17 protein-coding genes are annotated in these 18,893 nt (G+C 34.8%); 1 reads left to right on the top strand and 16 read right to left on the bottom strand.

Going from position 1 to position 18,893, the window contains the following annotated elements; all coding sequences use genetic code 11:
- Positions 1-334 precede the first annotated feature (334 nt).
- The 11 genes from RTL21_RS21025 to RTL21_RS20975 form a co-directional block, all read right to left on the bottom strand.
- Entirely contained in the window at positions 335-1,627 is a 1,293-nt protein-coding gene (locus tag RTL21_RS21025; RefSeq protein ID WP_312098804.1) for an adenylosuccinate synthase, read from the bottom strand.
- Between the two features lie 250 nt (positions 1,628-1,877).
- Positions 1,878-3,242 (bottom strand): replicative DNA helicase, encoded by a 1,365-nt coding sequence (gene dnaB, locus RTL21_RS21020; protein ID WP_312098803.1) that lies wholly within the window; start codon positions 3,240-3,242, stop codon positions 1,878-1,880.
- Between the two features lie 353 nt (positions 3,243-3,595).
- Entirely contained in the window at positions 3,596-4,045 is a 450-nt protein-coding gene (rplI, locus tag RTL21_RS21015) for a 50S ribosomal protein L9 (protein WP_312098801.1), read from the bottom strand.
- Entirely contained in the window at positions 4,042-6,015 is a 1,974-nt protein-coding gene (locus tag RTL21_RS21010) for a DHH family phosphoesterase (RefSeq protein ID WP_312098800.1), read from the bottom strand. Before RTL21_RS21010 ends, rplI begins: the two co-directional genes overlap by 4 nt.
- A gap of 416 nt (positions 6,016-6,431) precedes the next feature.
- A complete protein-coding gene (gene rpsR / locus RTL21_RS21005) occupies positions 6,432-6,668 on the bottom strand; it encodes a 30S ribosomal protein S18 (protein WP_031535579.1) in 237 nt (78 codons plus the stop codon).
- A gap of 41 nt (positions 6,669-6,709) precedes the next feature.
- On the bottom strand, positions 6,710-7,228 hold the full coding sequence (ssb, locus tag RTL21_RS21000; RefSeq protein WP_312098799.1) for a single-stranded DNA-binding protein: 519 nt from the start codon (positions 7,226-7,228) through the stop codon (positions 6,710-6,712).
- 53 nt (positions 7,229-7,281) lie between these two features.
- The gene (gene rpsF / locus RTL21_RS20995) at positions 7,282-7,572 is read right to left on the bottom strand and encodes a 30S ribosomal protein S6 (protein ID WP_312098797.1); all 291 of its coding nucleotides are present in this window, start codon (positions 7,570-7,572) and stop codon (positions 7,282-7,284) included.
- Between the two features lie 155 nt (positions 7,573-7,727).
- Complete coding sequence (locus RTL21_RS20990; protein ID WP_312098795.1) at positions 7,728-8,882, bottom strand: glycosyltransferase family 4 protein; 1,155 nt, start codon at positions 8,880-8,882, stop codon at positions 7,728-7,730.
- A 276-nt stretch (positions 8,883-9,158) separates the two neighbouring features.
- The gene (gene ychF, locus RTL21_RS20985; RefSeq protein ID WP_312098793.1) at positions 9,159-10,259 is read right to left on the bottom strand and encodes a redox-regulated ATPase YchF; all 1,101 of its coding nucleotides are present in this window, start codon (positions 10,257-10,259) and stop codon (positions 9,159-9,161) included.
- 194 nt (positions 10,260-10,453) lie between these two features.
- Positions 10,454-10,651 carry a DUF951 domain-containing protein gene (locus RTL21_RS20980; RefSeq protein WP_312098791.1) on the bottom strand — a complete coding sequence of 66 codons (198 nt, stop codon included), beginning with the start codon at positions 10,649-10,651 and terminating at the stop codon, positions 10,454-10,456.
- A 20-nt stretch (positions 10,652-10,671) separates the two neighbouring features.
- A complete protein-coding gene (locus RTL21_RS20975) occupies positions 10,672-11,520 on the bottom strand; it encodes a mechanosensitive ion channel family protein (RefSeq protein WP_312098789.1) in 849 nt (282 codons plus the stop codon).
- A 473-nt stretch (positions 11,521-11,993) separates the two neighbouring features.
- On the opposite strand from RTL21_RS20975, the gene yyaC reads away from it, so the two are divergent.
- The gene (yyaC, locus tag RTL21_RS20970) at positions 11,994-12,611 is read left to right on the top strand and encodes a spore protease YyaC (protein WP_312098787.1); all 618 of its coding nucleotides are present in this window, start codon (positions 11,994-11,996) and stop codon (positions 12,609-12,611) included.
- A gap of 97 nt (positions 12,612-12,708) precedes the next feature.
- On the opposite strand, the gene RTL21_RS20965 is transcribed toward yyaC, so the two are convergent.
- The 5 genes from RTL21_RS20965 to mnmG all read right to left on the bottom strand — a co-directional run bounded on the left by RTL21_RS20965 (position 12,709) and on the right by mnmG (position 18,830).
- Complete coding sequence (locus tag RTL21_RS20965) at positions 12,709-13,566, bottom strand: ParB/RepB/Spo0J family partition protein (protein WP_312098785.1); 858 nt, start codon at positions 13,564-13,566, stop codon at positions 12,709-12,711.
- On the bottom strand, positions 13,559-14,320 hold the full coding sequence (locus tag RTL21_RS20960; RefSeq protein WP_312098783.1) for a ParA family protein: 762 nt from the start codon (positions 14,318-14,320) through the stop codon (positions 13,559-13,561). The genes RTL21_RS20965 and RTL21_RS20960 overlap by 8 nt, the downstream gene beginning before the upstream one ends.
- Before the next feature lie 598 nt (positions 14,321-14,918).
- Positions 14,919-15,809 (bottom strand): nucleoid occlusion protein, encoded by an 891-nt coding sequence (gene noc / locus RTL21_RS20955; RefSeq protein WP_312098782.1) that lies wholly within the window; start codon positions 15,807-15,809, stop codon positions 14,919-14,921.
- Between the two features lie 396 nt (positions 15,810-16,205).
- Positions 16,206-16,925 carry a 16S rRNA (guanine(527)-N(7))-methyltransferase RsmG gene (rsmG, locus tag RTL21_RS20950; protein WP_312098780.1) on the bottom strand — a complete coding sequence of 240 codons (720 nt, stop codon included), beginning with the start codon at positions 16,923-16,925 and terminating at the stop codon, positions 16,206-16,208.
- Between the two features lie 24 nt (positions 16,926-16,949).
- Positions 16,950-18,830 (bottom strand): tRNA uridine-5-carboxymethylaminomethyl(34) synthesis enzyme MnmG, encoded by a 1,881-nt coding sequence (gene mnmG, locus RTL21_RS20945; RefSeq protein WP_312098805.1) that lies wholly within the window; start codon positions 18,828-18,830, stop codon positions 16,950-16,952.
- Positions 18,831-18,893: the final 63 nt, after the last annotated feature.

The following is an 18,893-nucleotide window of genomic DNA, read 5'->3' as shown; positions in this document are numbered from 1 at the left end:
ACCTCCGACCCTCTGATTAAAAGTCAGATGCTCTACCGACTGAGCTAATGGCTCATGAGACATGAACTTATTTTTTAAGTTTTTGTGTCATTTGCGACGCTTTTTATATTAGCACATTATCAAAATAAAAAGCAATAGTTTTTTAAAAAGTTTTTTTCAAAAATATTTTTAATTTTATTTTAAAGCGTTTTTCCCTTTAAAAATATGGATTTTTTGTATATAAACCTGCAGGCTTTCCCTTCTTAAAAAACTTCGCTTGTGGTCATCTATCTGTTTAAAAATCAAAGGCTGCTCAAAAGAGTCTTATCTTCTTGAACAGCCTTCATTCTTATGATTAGTTTTGTCTCCAAGGGCTGTGTATTACATTGGTTTGTGTACGATCTGGACCAACAGAGAACATGGATAATGGAATCCCAGTCAACTGTGAAACTCTTTCTAAATAATGACGAGCATTGGCAGGAAGCTCGCTTAGTGTTTTACAGCTAGTAATGTCTTCTGTCCAGCCTGGTAACTCTTCATATACTGGCTCACAATCTGCTAGTACTTTTAGGCTTGCTGGGAACTCTTCCATTACTTCCCCTTTGTAGTTATAAGCAACACAAATTTTTAACGTTTCAATTCCTGTTAAAACATCAATGGAATTTAGAGAAAGATCTGTAATACCACTAACACGACGAGCATGACGAACTACTACACTGTCAAACCAGCCAACACGACGTGGTCTACCAGTTGTTGTTCCATATTCACGACCAACTTCTCTAATTTGATTTCCAATTTCATCATTTAATTCTGTTGGGAATGGTCCATCCCCTACTCTAGATGTATAGGCTTTTGATACACCAACAACATGTTTAATTTTAGTTGGACCTACACCTGAACCAATTGTTACGCCTCCAGCAACTGGATTAGAAGAAGTAACAAATGGATAAGTACCTTGGTCAATATCAAGCATTACCCCTTGAGCACCTTCAAATAATACTCTGCGGCCTTCATCTAAAGCATCGTTTAAAACAACAGATGTATCACAAACGTATTTCTTAATTTGTTGCCCATACTCATAATACTCATTTAAAATATCTTCTAATTTAAAGCCTTCTGTTTCATAGATGCGCTCTAACAGACGATTTTTTTCAACTAAGTTTCTTGCAAGCTTTTCTTCGAATACTTCTCTATCTAATAAATCAGCAATACGAATACCGATACGTGCAGCTTTATCCATATAAGCTGGGCCAATACCTTTTTTCGTTGTTCCAATTTTATTAGCCCCTTTGCTTTCTTCTTCTACTTCATCTAATTTTAGATGATAAGGAAGAATAACATGGGCACGATTACTAATTCGCAAGTTATCTGTATTGATATTACGATCATGTAAGTATTTTAATTCCGTAAGGATTGCTTTTGGATCAACAACCATACCGTTTCCAACAACACTAATCTTTTCTTTATAAAATATCCCAGATGGAATTAAGTGTAATTTATATGTTTCTCCATTAAACTTAATTGTATGACCTGCATTGTTACCACCTTGATAACGTGCAATCACTTCTGCATTTTCAGATAAGAAATCGGTAATTTTACCTTTTCCTTCGTCTCCCCACTGCGTTCCTACCACCACTACTGATGACATTCCTAGAGCACCTCCACAGGTTTCTATATCTTTTATTATATCCTTAATCAAACATTCCTATTTTACCAACTTTTTAACATAAAAGTCAACAAAACACGAACAATGTTTTTAATTAATTAATATTTCGTTCGTAAAAATAGATGCATAAAAGCAGTTAAAATAGTAGTATTTGCTCATACTCATGCTTCTATTCATCTAAAAAAAGCATAAAAAAAGATTAGTAGATTGCAGTCTACTAATCTTTTTTTTATTAAGCCCCTGTTGGCATCGCGCCATCTTCAAAGCGCCGTTCTAAGTTAACGAATTTATTATATTCTTTTACAAAAGCTAACTGTACAGTTCCTGTTGGACCATTACGCTGTTTTGCAATAATGATTTCGATAATATTTTTGCTCTCTGATTCCTTATCATAGTAATCATCACGATATAAGAAGGCTACAATATCAGCATCCTGCTCAATACTTCCTGATTCTCTGATATCGGACATCATCGGACGCTTATCTTGTCTTTGTTCCACACCACGAGAGAGCTGGGACAAGGCAATTACAGGTACTTGAAGCTCACGTGCTAGCTGTTTTAAGGAACGAGAAATTTCCGATACTTCTTGCTGCCTATTTTCGCCTGCACGGCCACTTCCCAAGATTAACTGTAGGTAATCAATTAAAATCATTCCTAAGCCATGCTCTTGCTTCAGACGGCGGCATTTTGCCCTTATATCTGTAATCTTTACCCCTGGCGTATCATCAATGAAAATACCTGCATTGGATAAGCTTCCCATTGCCATCGTTAGCTTGCCCCAGTCCTCGTCTGTCAGAGATCCTGTACGGAGGCGTTGGGCATCTATATTTCCTTCTGCACAAAGCATACGCATTACAAGCTGTTCTGCACCCATCTCCAAACTGAAGATCGCTACATTTTCGCCTGTTTTCACAGCTACGTTTTGAGCGATATTCAACGCAAAGGCTGTTTTACCAACTGAAGGTCTTGCTCCAACGATAATTAAGTCATTTCGCTGAAATCCAGCAGTCATTTTATCGAGCTCAGCAAATCCTGTGGCTATTCCGGTTATATCCCCTTTGCGGTTATGCATCTCTTCGATATTATCGTATGTTCGAACAAGAACATCTTTTATATTATGAAATGCCCCGGCATTTTTCCGTTGAGCAACTTCTAAAATATTCTTTTCTGCTTCGCTTAATAAAGCTTCTACTTCATCCTCGCGTGAATAGCCGTCCTGAGCGATATTTGTCGCTGTTCGAATTAACCGACGAAGTAATGACTTTTCTTCTACAATTTTTGCATAGTATTCTATATTGGCCGCTGTTGGTACAGAAGCAGCCAATTCACTCAAGTAGCTGACTCCGCCAGTATCCTCTAAATTATTGGTTGCTGCTAGTTCCGCTGTCACTGTAATTAAATCGACTGCTTTTCCTTCATCGTTTAATTTAAGCATCGTTGTATATATTCTTTGGTGTGCGCCTCTATAAAAATCTTCGGGTATTAGTATCTCAGAAGCTAATGTTAAGCTTTGTGGTTCAAGGAATATGGCCCCTAATACAGCTTGCTCTGCCTCAATATTTTGAGGGGGCATTCGATCATTTAAGAGTTCACTCAATCTATAAAACCTCCTTAAAATGAGAGGATATGATAAAAAACATAGCCTAGGTTAAAAAAAGCAACACTCTATACAAAAAGGTCTTTCTATTAAAAGAAAGTTACTTTCGTATCAGCTGTTCCTTTTTCTCTTCTTTCCAATTTCCTATTAAAAAATTATGTTTTCTCTTATTTATGAAACCTGTTATATCCGCTCAAATGCACGGATTGCTGAGGTATATAATCAACTCTCGTTTAAAATCTTCATCTTAGTTAAAAACAGTCAAACAAAAAATGTGACCAGTTAAACCTGTATCACATTTTCTTAAGCTTATTCTATTTTAACATGTTTAGTGATAAATGGAACTTCCAATATTAGCTTAATTCCTTCACATGCACATTTAATGTAGCGGAAACTTCATGGTGAAGCTTAACTGGAACCTTTGTAACTCCTAGAGAACGAATAGCATCATTTAATTCAATTTTTCTTTTATCAATTTTAATTTGATGCTTTTTATTTAATTCATCTGCAATTTGCTTACTAGTAATTGAGCCAAACAATCTGCCGCCTTCACCAGATTTTGCATGAAGCTCAACTGTTACTTTTTCTAGCTTTTCTTTCAGTTCTTTTGCATTATTTAGCTCTTCAATTGCTTGTTTCTCTTCTTTTTTCTTTTGAGCATTTAGGGTGCTAACTGCAGAATTATTTGCTTCTACAGCCAATCCTTGTTTTAAAAGAAAGTTATGTGCATAACCATCTGCAACATTTTTAACTTCTCCTTTTTTCCCTTTACCTTTTACATCTTTTAGAAAAATAACTTTCATTCTTTTCTTCTCCCTTCAAAATACTCATCAATTGCTAACTTTAGCCTTGCCACTACTTCTTCCATTGGCATATTCGAAAGCTGTGTAGCTGCATTGGTTAAATGTCCACCACCATGTAGGCTTTCCATTATTATTTGGACATTGATTTCTCCTAAAGAACGAGCACTAATCCCAATTGTCGTTTCCCCTCGAGGCGCTATTACAAAGGAGGCAATGATTCCATCCATCGTTAATAATGTATCTGCAGTTTGCGCAATTAAAACACTATCTACTGCTCCTCCGTCTTTAGCAATAGCTATTGCAATGCCCTCTTTATAGAATTGGACATTTTCAATTATTTTCGCTCTTTTCACATAGTTTTCAATGTCTTCTTTTAGAAACTTTTGAACAAGTACTGTATCTGCTCCCTGACCACGTAAATAGGACGCTGCGTCAAAGGTTCGAGCCCCTGTTCTTAAGGTAAAGCTTTTCGTATCAACAATGATTCCTGCTAAAAGGGCTGTTGCTTCTAACATTTCAATTTTCACACTTTTTGGCTGATATTCTAATAATTCAGTAACGAGTTCAGCTGTTGATGAAGCATAAGGTTCCATATAGACAAGTAGCGGATTTTCAATAAATTCCTCTCCACGACGATGATGGTCAATTACTACTACATCTTCTATTTTATTCAACAAATGCTCTTCAATCACCAAAGAAGGTTTATGTGTATCCACTACTACTAGCAAGGTATCTCCTGTTGCCATTTCTAATGCTTGATCTGGAGTAATAAATTTCGTAAATAGAGACTCCTGCTTTTTTATTTCTTCTATTAGTCTTCTAACGGCAGTATCTATTTCTTGAAAGTTGATTACGATATATGCTTCTTTTTGGTTCATCTGAGCAACTTTATGAATTCCAATAGCTGCACCAATTGCATCCATATCTGGATTTTTATGCCCCATTATAATAACTTTATCACTATCTAAGACTAATTCCTTTAAAGCGTGGGAAATAACTCTCGCTCTAACTCTTGTCCGTTTTTCTACAGGATTTGTTTTTCCGCCATAGAACTTGACTTTGCCATTTGGCTGCTTAATAGCGACTTGATCTCCGCCTCTACCTAAGGCTAAATCAAGACTAGATTGTGCAATATTCCCCAACTCTGGTAAGGAGGATACACCTGATCCTACTCCAATACTAAGTGTTAAGGGAACATTCTGCCTTGTAGTCAATTCCCGGACATCATCTAATATTGTAAATTTCCCTTTTTCCAAGCTTTGCAGAATATGTTCATTAAAAATAGCAATAAAACGATCAGAAGATATTCGTTTTAATAGAACGCCATTATCTGTAGCCCATTTATTTAAGATCGCAGTAACGCTATTATTTATGCTACTTCTTGTCTGGTCATCCATCCCTTGAGTTAAATCATCATAATTGTCTAAAAAGATGATAGCAATTGCAGTACGTTCATCTTCATAAAGTTTCTCAATTTCCGTTTGTTCTGTAACATCGAAAAAGTATAATAGGCGTTCTTCCACTTTATGAATAACTCGAAACTTTCTTTCATGCAATGTAACGATTTCCGTTTCAACCTCTTGCTTAATTAAAGGAATAATCGATGGAGAAACATCATACAAAGACCTTCCAACAAGTGTATCCTCTGTAAAACAAGATGCTAAAAAAGGATTTGTCCATTCAATATAATAATCATCATTTATAAGCATGATCCCTATTGGCATTTCCATTAGTGCCTCTTCCCCCACTTTTTTGACGCGGTATGAAAGAGTGGTTATATACTCTTCTGTTTCCTTTCTTTGACGACTATCTATTCGTAAAATGAAATAAAAAGGAGTGACAAAAAGGACTAACCCAATTAAGGAAAATACCCAGTTATAAAAAGAGAGGATTCCAAGCATGATAGTGGTAATACCGATTAAACATATTAATGGATACCGTATGGACCCTTTCTCTAAAAAAGTAGGCAATTTTTCCCCTCCTAAAACTCGTGAGTTTTTCACATAATCCTTACTATGTATTCATTAAACCTGATACTATTATACCCCATAAAACTAAATTAAAATATAAAAAGGTCTCTCCCTCTTTACTTACAGAAATAATGGGACACCTTTACAACAATAAGAAAGGGTTTGCATCTTTACCTAGTATTTTACTATTATTCCTGTTCTTCTTCAATGAAGATACTCGCAATAAATACTAGGAAAAAATAAGAAGACATCAAAATGCCATTTTTCTATATTGAAATAAGCTGTTTCATAACATATTAAAAGTGTAGATAAGAAATTCTGCAGAAAATATTAAATAGTACAGACAGGTAATTTTTCATTTATATAATAAAAAAACCCTATTAAACAAAAGTCTAATAGGGTTTTTTATAGGCTAATTATTCTCCACTTACGTATGGTAGTAAAGCCATAGTACGTGCACGTTTAATAGCAATCGTTAATTTACGTTGGTATTTAGCGCTTGTACCAGTTACACGACGAGGTAAAATTTTACCACGTTCTGAGATGAATTTTTTAAGTAAATCTACATCTTTATAATCGATTTTAGTGATACCGTTAGCAGTAAAGTAACATACTTTACGACGTTTAGCACGGCCACCTCTGCGTCCACCCATTGCCATGAGATTAACCTCCTTTTTTAATGATCAAAATTATATTAGAATGGTAAATCATCATCTGAAATATCGATTTGACCGCTATTTGCAAATGGATCTTCATCCATTTTTGTATAATCCTGATTATTTCTATTCGTTTGAGGTCGCTGATTCTGATAATTATTTGATCCTCCAAAAGGATTATCTTGTTCTCTTGGGGCACCATAATTCATGTTGTCACTTCTATTATTAGCAGAGCTGTTTCTAGGTTCTAAGAACTGAACACTTTCAGCTAATACTTCGGTTACATATACACGTTTTCCGTCTTGTCCATCATAGCTACGCGTTTGAATACGACCATCGACACCTGCTAGACTTCCCTTTTTCAAGAAGTTAGCAACGTTTTCTGCTGGTTTTCTCCAAATAACACAGTTAATGAAGTCAGCTTCTCTTTCACCTTGCTGGTTTGTAAACGTACGGTTAACTGCAAGTGTGAAGGATGCAACTGCAACTCCACTTGGTGTATAACGCAACTCCGGATCCTTAGTTAAACGGCCAACAAGAACTACCCGATTCATCATCAGTTTCAACTCCCTTCCATCTTAAATGTTTCACGTGAAACATTATTTATATATTATTTTGCTTCTTCTTTAACTACGATGTGGCGAATGATATCTTCGCTGATCTTAGCTAAACGAGAGAATTCTTCAACCGCTACAGGTGCAGCGTTAACTTTTACTAATTGATAGTAACCATCGCGGAAATCATTGATTTCATATGCAAGGCGACGTTTACCCCACTCTTTTGATTCTGCTAATTCCGCTCCATTATCTGTAAGAATAGCATTGAAACGCTCAACAAGTGTTTTCTTAGCCTCATCTTCAATATTTGGACGGATGATGTACATAATTTCGTACTTTTTCATCACTTTCACCTCCTTTTGGTCTAGACGGCCCATAATTGGGCAAGGAGCAACTATACATTACTCACAATGTAAAAGTATAGCATAGTTTATTATAAATAGCAATGTACTAAAAATAGCCTTGTTATTAAACCGAATAAGAAAACATAAGACCACTTTTATGCATACTTTTTATTTAACTTTTGGTGAGATTGTATTACTTCACAATAATCACTGATCAGCCCGTCAAAAATATTATCCCATGATTGCGTTGACGCATAACTTCTAGCTTCTCTTCCCATACCCAGTCGCAGCTTTTCATCAGCTAACAAAGCACTAATTGCTTGATGAAAACTTTCAGCATTTTGTTTTTCGCATATTTTCCCATTTACATTGTCTATTACAAATTCTTTCACTCCACCTTCATTAGCAACAACTGCTGGTGTTCCACAAGCCATTGCTTCTAATACAACATTTCCAAAAGTTTCTGTATAGGATGGAAAAACAAAAAGGTCAGCTCCTGCATATATTCTCGCCAACTCATTTCCTTTTATATAACCGGTCAACGTAATATTTTTTTGCGATTTTTCCTTTTCTCTCCAAGATTCCTTACTTGGTCCATCTCCAACTATTAGCCAGTGCACAGACTCCTTCATACTGGAAGGCAATTTATCAATGATCTCACTTAATGTATCTAAATCTTTCTCTGGAGCTAATCTGCCTACATACAATAAAATATGCTTTTCTTGGATTTGGAACTTTCTTTTAATTTGCTCTTTAGCATCAGTATTTGGCTTAAAAAGTTCGAAATCAATCCCTCTTCCCCAAACTTTTAAATCACGAAAATCCAATGCTACTAATTTTTTCTGTGTTTCTTTACTAGGAACAAATATTTTTTCTGTTGATTGATGAAACCATTTTAAATATTTCCATAAAAATGGTTCTAGTAAGGAGGCATGGTAGTATTTTAGATATTGATCAAAATTGGTGTGGTAAGAGGATACGACTGGAATATTTAATTTTTTGGCAGCAAATAACCCATACAGTCCCATCATATAAGGTGTCGCCAGGTGAATAAGATCTGGTTTAAATTCCTTTAGATTATTTTCTATTTTTTTTGGGTTTGCTATAACCGTTCGACACTCTGGATAAAGAAAAAATGGAAGGCTTGGAAATTGATTAATGTTAGGGTATGTAGTAGAAGATTTATTTTCTGGAGAATATACTTGATAGGAAATTTGCCTTTTTTCCAAATGGTTACTAAGCCTCTTTAATGTCTGTGCAACACCATTTACTTGAGGAAAATAAGTGTCTGAGAAAACCGCGATTTTCAAAAACTCCACTCCCTTTTTATCAAGTTAGTTATAAGTTATTCTTATTTTACCTCTTCCATGCTAGGGTAGTTTTAAAGAAATGTAAAAAGAATGTACATTTTCTTAAATCGGATTTCCTTATTGTAATTATCTTGAAGTAAGCCTGTTTATTCATACTAGAAACGAAAATTCCCACAAAAAAATCACTCAAAAAAGAGTAGCTAGTTCAAGATCAATTTCATTGATTTGGACTGACACTAATCCTTTTATGAGTGACTCTCTAGTTAACAAATGGAATTATACGTTAAAGCGGAAATGGATAATATCGCCGTCTCTAACTATATATTCTTTTCCTTCTAAACGAACTTTACCAGCTTCTTTCGCAGCAACCATATTACTACTTGCTAATAAATCATCATAAGAAACAGTTTCCGCACGGATAAAGCCTCTTTCAAAATCAGAATGAATAATTCCTGCACATTGTGGAGCTTTCATTCCTTGAACAAATGTCCAAGCACGAACTTCTTGAACACCAGCAGTAAAGTAAGTTGCTAATCCAAGAAGGTGATATGCTGCACGAATTAACTGATCTAATCCAGACTCTTCAATTCCAAGCTCTTGAAGGAACATTTCCTTTTCTTCTCCTTCAAGCTCTGCAATTTCTTCTTCGATTTTCGCACAGATTACAATTACTTCTGCATCTTCATTTGCAGCAAAATCTTTTACGCGCTTTACATATTCATTATTCGCTGCATCAGCAATTTCATCCTCGCCAACATTCGCAACATATAATACAGGCTTAATCGTTAAAAGATGTAATCCTTTAGCAATTTTTGCTTGTTCCTCTGTAAATTCAACCGTTCTTGCTGGTTTTTCCTCTTCAAAAGCAGCTTTTAATAATTCTAATACTTCTAATTCCGCAACTGCTTCTTTATCTTTTTGCTTCGCCATTTTTCCAACACGGCCAATTCTTTTTTCTACTGATTCTAAATCAGCAAGAATTAATTCTAAGTTGATTGTTTCGATATCAGAGATAGGATCTACTTTTCCTGATACATGGGTAATATTATCATCTGCAAAACAACGTACTACTTGGCATATAGCATCCACTTCACGAATATGAGATAAAAACTTATTACCAAGACCTTCCCCTTTACTTGCCCCTTTTACAATTCCAGCAATATCTGTAAATTCAAAAGTTGTAGGTACTGTTTTTTTCGGTTGTACTAACTCTGTCAATTTTGTTAAACGATTATCAGGTACTTCTACAATTCCAACGTTTGGATCAATAGTACAGAACGGATAGTTCGCTGATTCTGCACCAGCTTGTGTAATTGCATTAAACAATGTAGATTTACCAACATTAGGTAAACCAACTATTCCAGCAGTTAACGCCATTATGCCACTCCCTTATATAAACTTTCTAACTCTATCGTACAAATAGAAAGTAATTTCATTATAATTATAAACCTCTAACAATTATAGTTTTAACGAGGGAAAAAGACAAGTAGTGTTCCTTTTCCCTTAACTTTAAAAGACGGCAATTTTATTATTTGCCGTCTTCTTTATGAAAAATAATATAATTCCCTATGTTATTCTTCATGCTTCACTAAAATTTTTTTCATTTTTCTTGAAAAATCTCTTCTTGGAATGAGGACACTATGCTCGCAACCTTCACATTTAATCCGAATATCCATTCCTAATCGAATTATCTTCCAGCGATTTGTACCACAGGGATGGGCTTTTTTCATCTCGACTACATCATTTAGACCAAATTCTTTCTGTTCCATATTTCCTCCTGAACGAATTATTATGGTTTCGAATACATGACTAATTTTGGGACAGGACTTTCTATTCCATTTTCATCTAATACATTCTTTATTTCTTTTCTTAATATCCTTGCAATGGAATGATGCTTCATCGGCAATGTTTCTGCCACTACACGAATGGTTACTTCTGCCGCTTGAATATTTTGTACGCCTAATAATTCTGGAACACCGACAATATCCTCATATTGCTCTGGTAGTTTTTCAATCAGTTCCTGTATTACCTTTTCTGCTCGATTAATATCACCTTGATAAGCAATACTCACATCTACAACTGCTTTACTATTATTTATGGAGAAATTAGTCACTTCAATAATGCTTCCGTTTGGAATGATATTTACTTCTCCAGTAAAGCCTTTTATTTTTGTAGTTCTTAGTCCAATTTCTTCCACAACACCCTCATAGGTACCAATACGAACTTGGTCTCCAACGGAAAATTGATCTTCAAAAATAATAAAGAATCCTGTGATAATGTCTTTCACTAGACTTTGTGCTCCAAAACCAACAGCAAGCCCAACAATTCCGGCTCCAGCTAATAATGCCTTAACATCTATGTTAAAAACGGACAATGCCATCATTATAGCAATAAAATACACTACATAGGTGATTGTATTTTCTAATAGCTTAATTAATGTAGCTTCTCTTCTTTCTGAAACTCTAAAAGAGGAATGTGTTCTAACTTTAAATATATTACGTACTGCAGCTTTCCCTATCCTAATGACAATCCCACTAATTAAAAAGATAAGTACGAGCTTAATTGCTCCAAAGCCAAGACTACTCCACAAATCCTCATTTATGAGACTACCTATACCTTCTTTTATATTCTCATCCATCTAGACACCTCTAAATATAGACTTCTACTAGATTATTTTCTTTTTTGCATCTGTTCATACAAAGTAATTTATGAAATAAACTCCATGTTTCCACCCAATGTTATGAAATGAAAAAAAGTTACCTATTTTTCTATTTTACTCTTCATTAGCTATCATATTGGGTAAGTTTATTTTAACAGTTTTTCTACGTGCTTTGAAGTAGTATGTTTCCTAAAAAACACAGGACTTTTTGCCCTTATTATAATGAATTACTCACTTACTGTATCGCTCTTTTTTCCTTTATTTATATGTATATGTATAGAATTCGCCTCTTTTCCATATACTGAATACTACAATAACTATGCATAAAAACAACAAATGGTTCGATAGATTTGCAACTTGATTGATAGGTACTTAACAGAATCTAACTAAACACGATAATAGCTTTCTCCTATAGATTTTATCGAATCCTAAATGATAAAGGAGTAGATTCAATGACCTTATATTCCAGCCTTTTCGAAAAAAACGACCTTCCTATTAGAATAGCACATGATGAACAATTAGCAGCTTTTAAGATTGCTGATTCATTATCTAAACAATTACCATCAGTTTCAGTTACTCAACCAATCGTCTTTATTTGTATTGGAACCGATCGTTCTACTGGAGATTCATTGGGTCCACTTATTGGCACGTTGTTAAGTGAAAAGAATATATCTCCTTTTCATGTCTATGGAACTTTAGACGAACCAATTCATGCCCTCAATTTAGAGGAAAAATTAAAGGAAGTTCATGAAAAACATAAAAATCCTTATATTATTGGAATAGATGCCTGTCTAGGTAGAATGAAAAGCGTTGGTGTGATTCAAATTGGAGATGGTCCTGTGAAACCAGGAAGTGGCGTTAAAAAGGAACTCCCACCTGTAGGGAATATTCATATTACGGGAATTGTTAACATCAGTGGATTTATGGAATTTTTAGTTCTTCAAAATACTAGATTAAGCCTAGTATTAAATATGGCAAAAATTATTTCGAAAGGCATATATCATACTAGCCTTCGATATATGCATTCTGCAGAATTGCAGGAATATCATGTAAAAGAAGAACCTGTATAATTCTATTCCATCTTTTTTTCTATAATAAAAAGCCGCCTAAAAAAAGGCATAGTTTACAAATAATCATTTGTAAACTTCCTTTTCTTAGATGGCTTTTTTAATTTTCACTTTCTAATTCAAACATTTGGAGAATACGTGTTAAATCATCTTCTGAGAAAAATTCAATTTCAATTTTCCCCTTGTTTTTCTTTTGCTTAATATGAACAGTAGTTCCAAATCTTTCACGAAGAAATGACTCTTGCTCTTTAATAAAAACATTTTTTGCCGTTGGTTTTTCTTTCTTTGTTTCACGTGAAACATTCTCATTTAAGAGCTGAATTAATTGTTCTAATTGACGCACATTTAATCCGTCTTTAATTATTTTATCAACAATTGCAGGAAGCTTATCTTTATTTTTCAAGCCCAATAAAGCTCTTCCATGTCCCATTGAAATTTTACCATCAGAAATATAATTTTGAACCGTCTTTGGAAGAGATAATAACCGAACATGGTTAGCGATATGAGGTCTACTTTTCCCTAAACGTTTTGCTAGCTCCTCTTGAGTCAGCTTTAACTTCTTCATCAACGTCTGATAGGCATGCCCTTCTTCAATAGGTGATAAATCTTCTCTTTGAAGGTTCTCTAGGACTGCTAATTCCATCATTTGCTGTTCTGATAATTGTCGAACCACTGCAGGAATAGACTTTAGTTTTGCTTCTTTAGCTGCACGATATCTGCGTTCTCCAACTACTATCTCATACCCTTTAATACTTTTTCTCACAATGATTGGTTGAAGAATTCCATGTTCCAAAATTGAAAGCTTTAATTCTTCAATTGCTTCCTCATCGAAGAATTTTCTAGGCTGATAAGGATTGGGGCGCAATTCATTAAGGCTTATTTCTTGAACATGTTCTTCCTTCACGTCATCCACTTTAGGAAAAAAGGCATCTAGCCCTTTTCCAAGTCCTTTAGCCACTAGTAACCACTTCCTTCGCAAGGTCCAAATAAACTTCGGCACCACGTGATTTTGGATCATAAATGATTATTGGTTCCCCATGACTTGGTGCTTCTGATAAACGAATATTTCTTGGGATAATTGTTTTATAAACTTTATCTTGGAAATACTTTTTGACTTCTTCAATAACCTGTAGACCTAGATTTGTTCTAGCATCTAGCATTGTTAGCAACACACCTTCAATTGCCAAGTCATGATTTAAATGCTTTTGAACAAGTCGAACAGTATTTAATAGTTGACTTAAGCCTTCTAAAGCGTAATATTCACATTGAACTGGTATTAATACTGCGTCCGATGCAGTTAACGCATTAATCGTTAATAATCCTAAAGAAGGAGGACAATCTATTAAAATATAATCATAGTTGTGTTTGACTTCATCTAAAGCCCTTTTCAATCTTACTTCTCTGGAAATAGTAGAAACAAGTTCTATTTCTGCTCCAGCTAATTGAATTGTTGCAGGAATAACATCCAAATTTTCTACATTTGTCTGTTTTATCACCATACTTGCTTCTAGATCATCGACTAATACATCATAGATACAATGATCAACATCAGCTTTTTCAATACCTACACCACTAGTAGCATTTCCTTGTGGATCAATATCTACTAATAGCACTCTTTTTCCGATATATGCTAAACAAGAGCCAAGATTGACTGATGTAGTTGTTTTTCCAACTCCACCCTTTTGGTTAGCAACAGTAATAATTTTACCCATGATGTCACCTACCTTTAATTCCATACTAGCTACGAAATATACAATCGACGCAAGATGGCTGCTTAATATAAAAAAATGAATTGTTTAATAGCTTTCAAACTATAAAACAATTTATTAGTTAAAAAACATGAATAGACTACAACATGGCCAATTCCATGCCTATTGTAATCACGTATATTATTTTATCATGAAAACATCTAAATATCGTTACTTTTTCTTTTAATCTAGGTTAATGACGGAAAATAAGCATAAGTTTATGGTATAAAAGAAGTTAAAAAAGCCCATCATTTCAAGCATTTTATGGAGAATTTCTTTATTTGATTTGCTTAGAAAATAATCCTATCAAAATCAATAATTGAGGTTTAAATTTCTACTTGTGGTTATCCTTTGAGGAATAAAATCATCATATAAAAAAGTGAGAATCAGCAAAATGGCTATTATTCTCACAAAAAATATGCTCTGTTAAATAATTTTTTCTAAAAGGGAAGTTATTCCATTTTTTACGAGCGGGATTTAACAGAGCCCAGAATCTAAAAATAAGTATAAATAATAATGCTATACAAATCTATTTAAATAATAGAGGAAGTCTATTTAAGTATTATTTCTTTTTCGGAATTTTTATCGTAAATTGATAAAAATCTTCAAACTCTTCTTCTTCAGCATTTAGATTAATTCCGCTATCTGAAACCATGTTTAACGATTGGCGAATAGTATTTACTGCTATTCGCATATCTTTGCTAAATGCTTTTCTTTTTGGCTTCGGCTTCTGCTTCGTTTGTTCAAGCATTTTCACGACACGCTCTTCAGTTTGCTTTACATTTAAGCTCTTTTCGATGATTTCCTGTAATAGTTGGATTTGTTTTTCTCGTTCTTTTAAAGGAATCATGGAACGAGCATGACGCTCAGAAATCTCTTTATTTAATAATGCTTCTTGAATTTCTTCTGGCAATTTCAGAAGTCTTAATTTATTAGCGACAGTCGACTGCCCTTTACCTAGTCTTTGGGCAAGTGCCTCCTGGGTAAGATTGTGCAACTCTAATAATTTTCCATATGCAATTGCTTCTTCAATAGGAGAAAGTTCTTCCCTTTGGAGATTTTCTATAAGTGCAACAGAAGCAGTTTCTGTATCACTCATATTTTTAATGATAGCTGGTGCTTCTTCCCAACCAAGCTTCTTCATTGCTCTCCATCTTCGTTCTCCAGCAATGATTTCAAATTTATCTTCCTCATACTCTCTCAATACAATTGGTTGAATAATACCATGTGTATGAATTGTACGAGCTAATTCTTCAATTTTTTCATCATCAAATACCGTTCTTGGTTGAAAACGGTTAGGAACAATCTGATTAATTGGGATTCTTCTAACTTCTTCTTTACTCCCCATATTCTCGATCTCCTCTTGAGCAGCATCTGCACTTATTTGACTAGCTTCTTCTATTTGCTCTCCTTTTTCGCCTAGTCCAAAAAATCGTGAGAAAGAAGGCTTCATCACCCTGCACCACCTTTACAAAACTCCCTATTAGTTATTCTCTATATGAAACATTAATCCCTGCAAAGTCATCTAACTTATAGTAAGAAACTTCTCGAAATTTCATAGAATATGACATTTATAGGTATATTATATAGTAGATATGATAATTGATATAGACTTAATCCTATGAATGATTATATCATTCTCTTTTTTCTTTCGTAATAACGTAAGGCTGTTTTCGTTTATTGCTATTAACCAGCAGCCTAGCTTACTAATGCCATTTTCCCGCTTTATTAAGAGATGAGATATCCCCTCTATTTTCATCAACAAACTTCGCCAAAAATAGAGGGATACAATCTACTAAATAAATGGGTAGCTTTTAGAAAAATATCAGAAAATAATCTGCGCTTTCACCTATTCAATCGGTTCTTTATTAGGAGTTCCTGGTTTTCTAGGATACTTTTTAGGTGTTGGCTTTTCTTTTGCTATTATGATGATATTTCTTTCACTTTCTTCAATAGGCAATAAAAAGGAGTTCGTTTCATTTACCGTTCCACCTAATAGGCTTACTGCCTTTTTCCCAGCTTCTATTTCTTCTTTGGCACTTGCTGCTTTCATCGCAACGAAAGTGCCTCCGATCTTGACTAGCGGCAGACAAAGTTCACTTAAAACAGAGAGTCGTGCTACTGCCCTTGCAGTTACAATATCAAATGATTCACGATACTCTTTATTTTGGCCAAATGTTTCTGCTCGATCGTGAATAAAGTTAACCTCTTTTAAATCTAATAGAGACGCTAAGTGTTCTAGAAAATGAATTCTTTTTTTCAAAGAATCGACAATTGTTACCTTTAAATCAGGAAAAACAATTTTCAAAGGGATACTCGGAAAACCTGCTCCTGCACCTACATCACACAGTTGTGCAGCATTTTGAAACCCCTCATAGTAAAATCCAGCAGTAATAGAATCATAAAAATGCTTTAAATAAACATCTGGTTTTTCCGTAATCGCTGTTAAATTCATTTTTTCATTCCACTCTACCAATGTTTCATAGTAAAGTTCAAACTGTTTTATTTGTTTATCTGATAAAGTGATTCCTTTATCGGACAACATTTGAATAAATTCTTCCGTATTCATGCATGAACCCTTTCTAACCAGAGATTAAACACGAGCAATTTTTCCTTGTTCTAAATAAACTAATAAAATGGATATATCTGCTGGGTTTACACCAGAAATTCTTGATGCCTGTGCGATCGATAATGGACGAACTTTTTTTAATTTCTGTACTGCTTCCGTTGCAAGACTAGAGATAGCGTCGTAATCAATATTCTCAGGAATTTTCTTATTCTCCATTTTCTTCAGTCGATCCACTTGCTGCAATGATTTTTCAATATAGCCTTCATATTTTATTTGGATTTCTACTTGCTCTTTAATATCTTCTGTTAGTTCTACACTACTAGGAGCAAGCTGTTCAATATGGCTATAATTCATTTCAGGTCGTTTTAATAGATCTCCCGCTCTTATTCCATCTTTTAATTCGCTTCCGCCTTGTCCTTTAATAACATTTTGTACTTGTTCATTTGGCTTTAGCATTACTTCGCTCAAACGTTGCTTTTCTTGTTCGATTAATTGCTTTTTATCAGTAAATTTCGCATAGCGTTCTTGCGAAATAAGACCAATTTTATGGCCAATGTCTGTTAAACGTAAATCTGCATTATCATGACGAAGCAATAACCGGTATTCTGCTCTTGATGTCAATAGACGGTACGGCTCGTTTGTACCTTTCGTTACTAAGTCATCAATTAAAACACCGATATATGCATCAGAACGACTTAGAATAACTTCTTCTTTTCCTAATGCATTTAATCCTGCGTTCATACCTGCCATTAATCCTTGGCCAGCTGCTTCTTCATACCCTGAAGTTCCATTAATTTGGCCAGCAGTGTAAAGATTTTTTATCTTCTTCGTTTCTAAAGTTGGCCATAATTGTGTTGGGACAATAGCATCGTACTCAATGGCATATCCAGCTCGCATCATTTGGACATTTTCTAATCCTGGAATTGTTCTTAAAATTTCTTGTTGAACGTCTTCTGGTAAGCTTGTGGACAATCCTTGTACGTAAACTTCTTGCGTATTTTTGCCCTCTGGCTCTAAGAAAATTTGATGTCTCGGTTTATCATTGAATCGAACCACTTTGTCTTCAATCGATGGACAATAACGTGGTCCAGTCCCTTTGATCATTCCAGAATACATTGGTGAACGATGTAAGTTGGAATCAATAATTTGATGTGTCTTTTCATTTGTGTACGTTAACCAGCAAGGAAGCTGATCAGTAATAAATTTCGTTGTTTCATAAGAGAAGGCTCTTGGAACATCGTCCCCAGGCTGTATTTCTGTCTTAGAGTAGTCAATAGAATGACTATTTACACGGGGAGGTGTTCCTGTTTTAAAGCGTACCAAATCAAAACCTAGCTCTTCTAAATGCTCTGATAATCGGATGGAAGGCTGTTGATTATTTGGACCGCTTGAGTATTTAAGCTCACCCAAAATAATTTCGCCGCGAAGATAAGTACCAGTAGTGACCACGATCGTTTTTGCGCGATACGTAGCCCCTGTTTTCGTAATAACTCCTTTTACAGCTTGATCTTCTACGATTAATTCTTCTACCATTCCTTGAATTAATGTTAAATTCGGTTCATTTTCTAACGTCTTCTTCATTTCATGTTGATACATATATTTATCCGCCTGAGCTCTTAGCGCCCGTACTGCAGGACCTTTTCCTGTATTCAACATTCTCATTTGTATATATGTTTTATCAATATTCTTGCCCATTTCGCCGCCAAGTGCGTCAATTTCCCTAACGACAATCCCTTTTGCCGGCCCCCCGACAGAAGGATTACATGGCATAAAAGCGACCATATCCAAATTTATCGTTAACATTAATGTTTTGGCACCTATTCTTGCTGCTGCAAGTCCCGCTTCACAGCCAGCATGACCTGCACCAATGACAATCACATCATAATTTCCAGCTTCGTACTGCATCATGATGCCTCCTTCTTTCAAATCTTTCTTTTATGTTGTTTTCGTAAAACAACCTTTATTTAA

This window comes from Niallia sp. (genome assembly GCF_031978665.1).
Taxonomy (GTDB): Bacteria; Bacillota; Bacilli; order Bacillales; family Cytobacillaceae; genus Niallia.
This window is presented reverse-complemented; position numbering and strand designations above follow the sequence as displayed.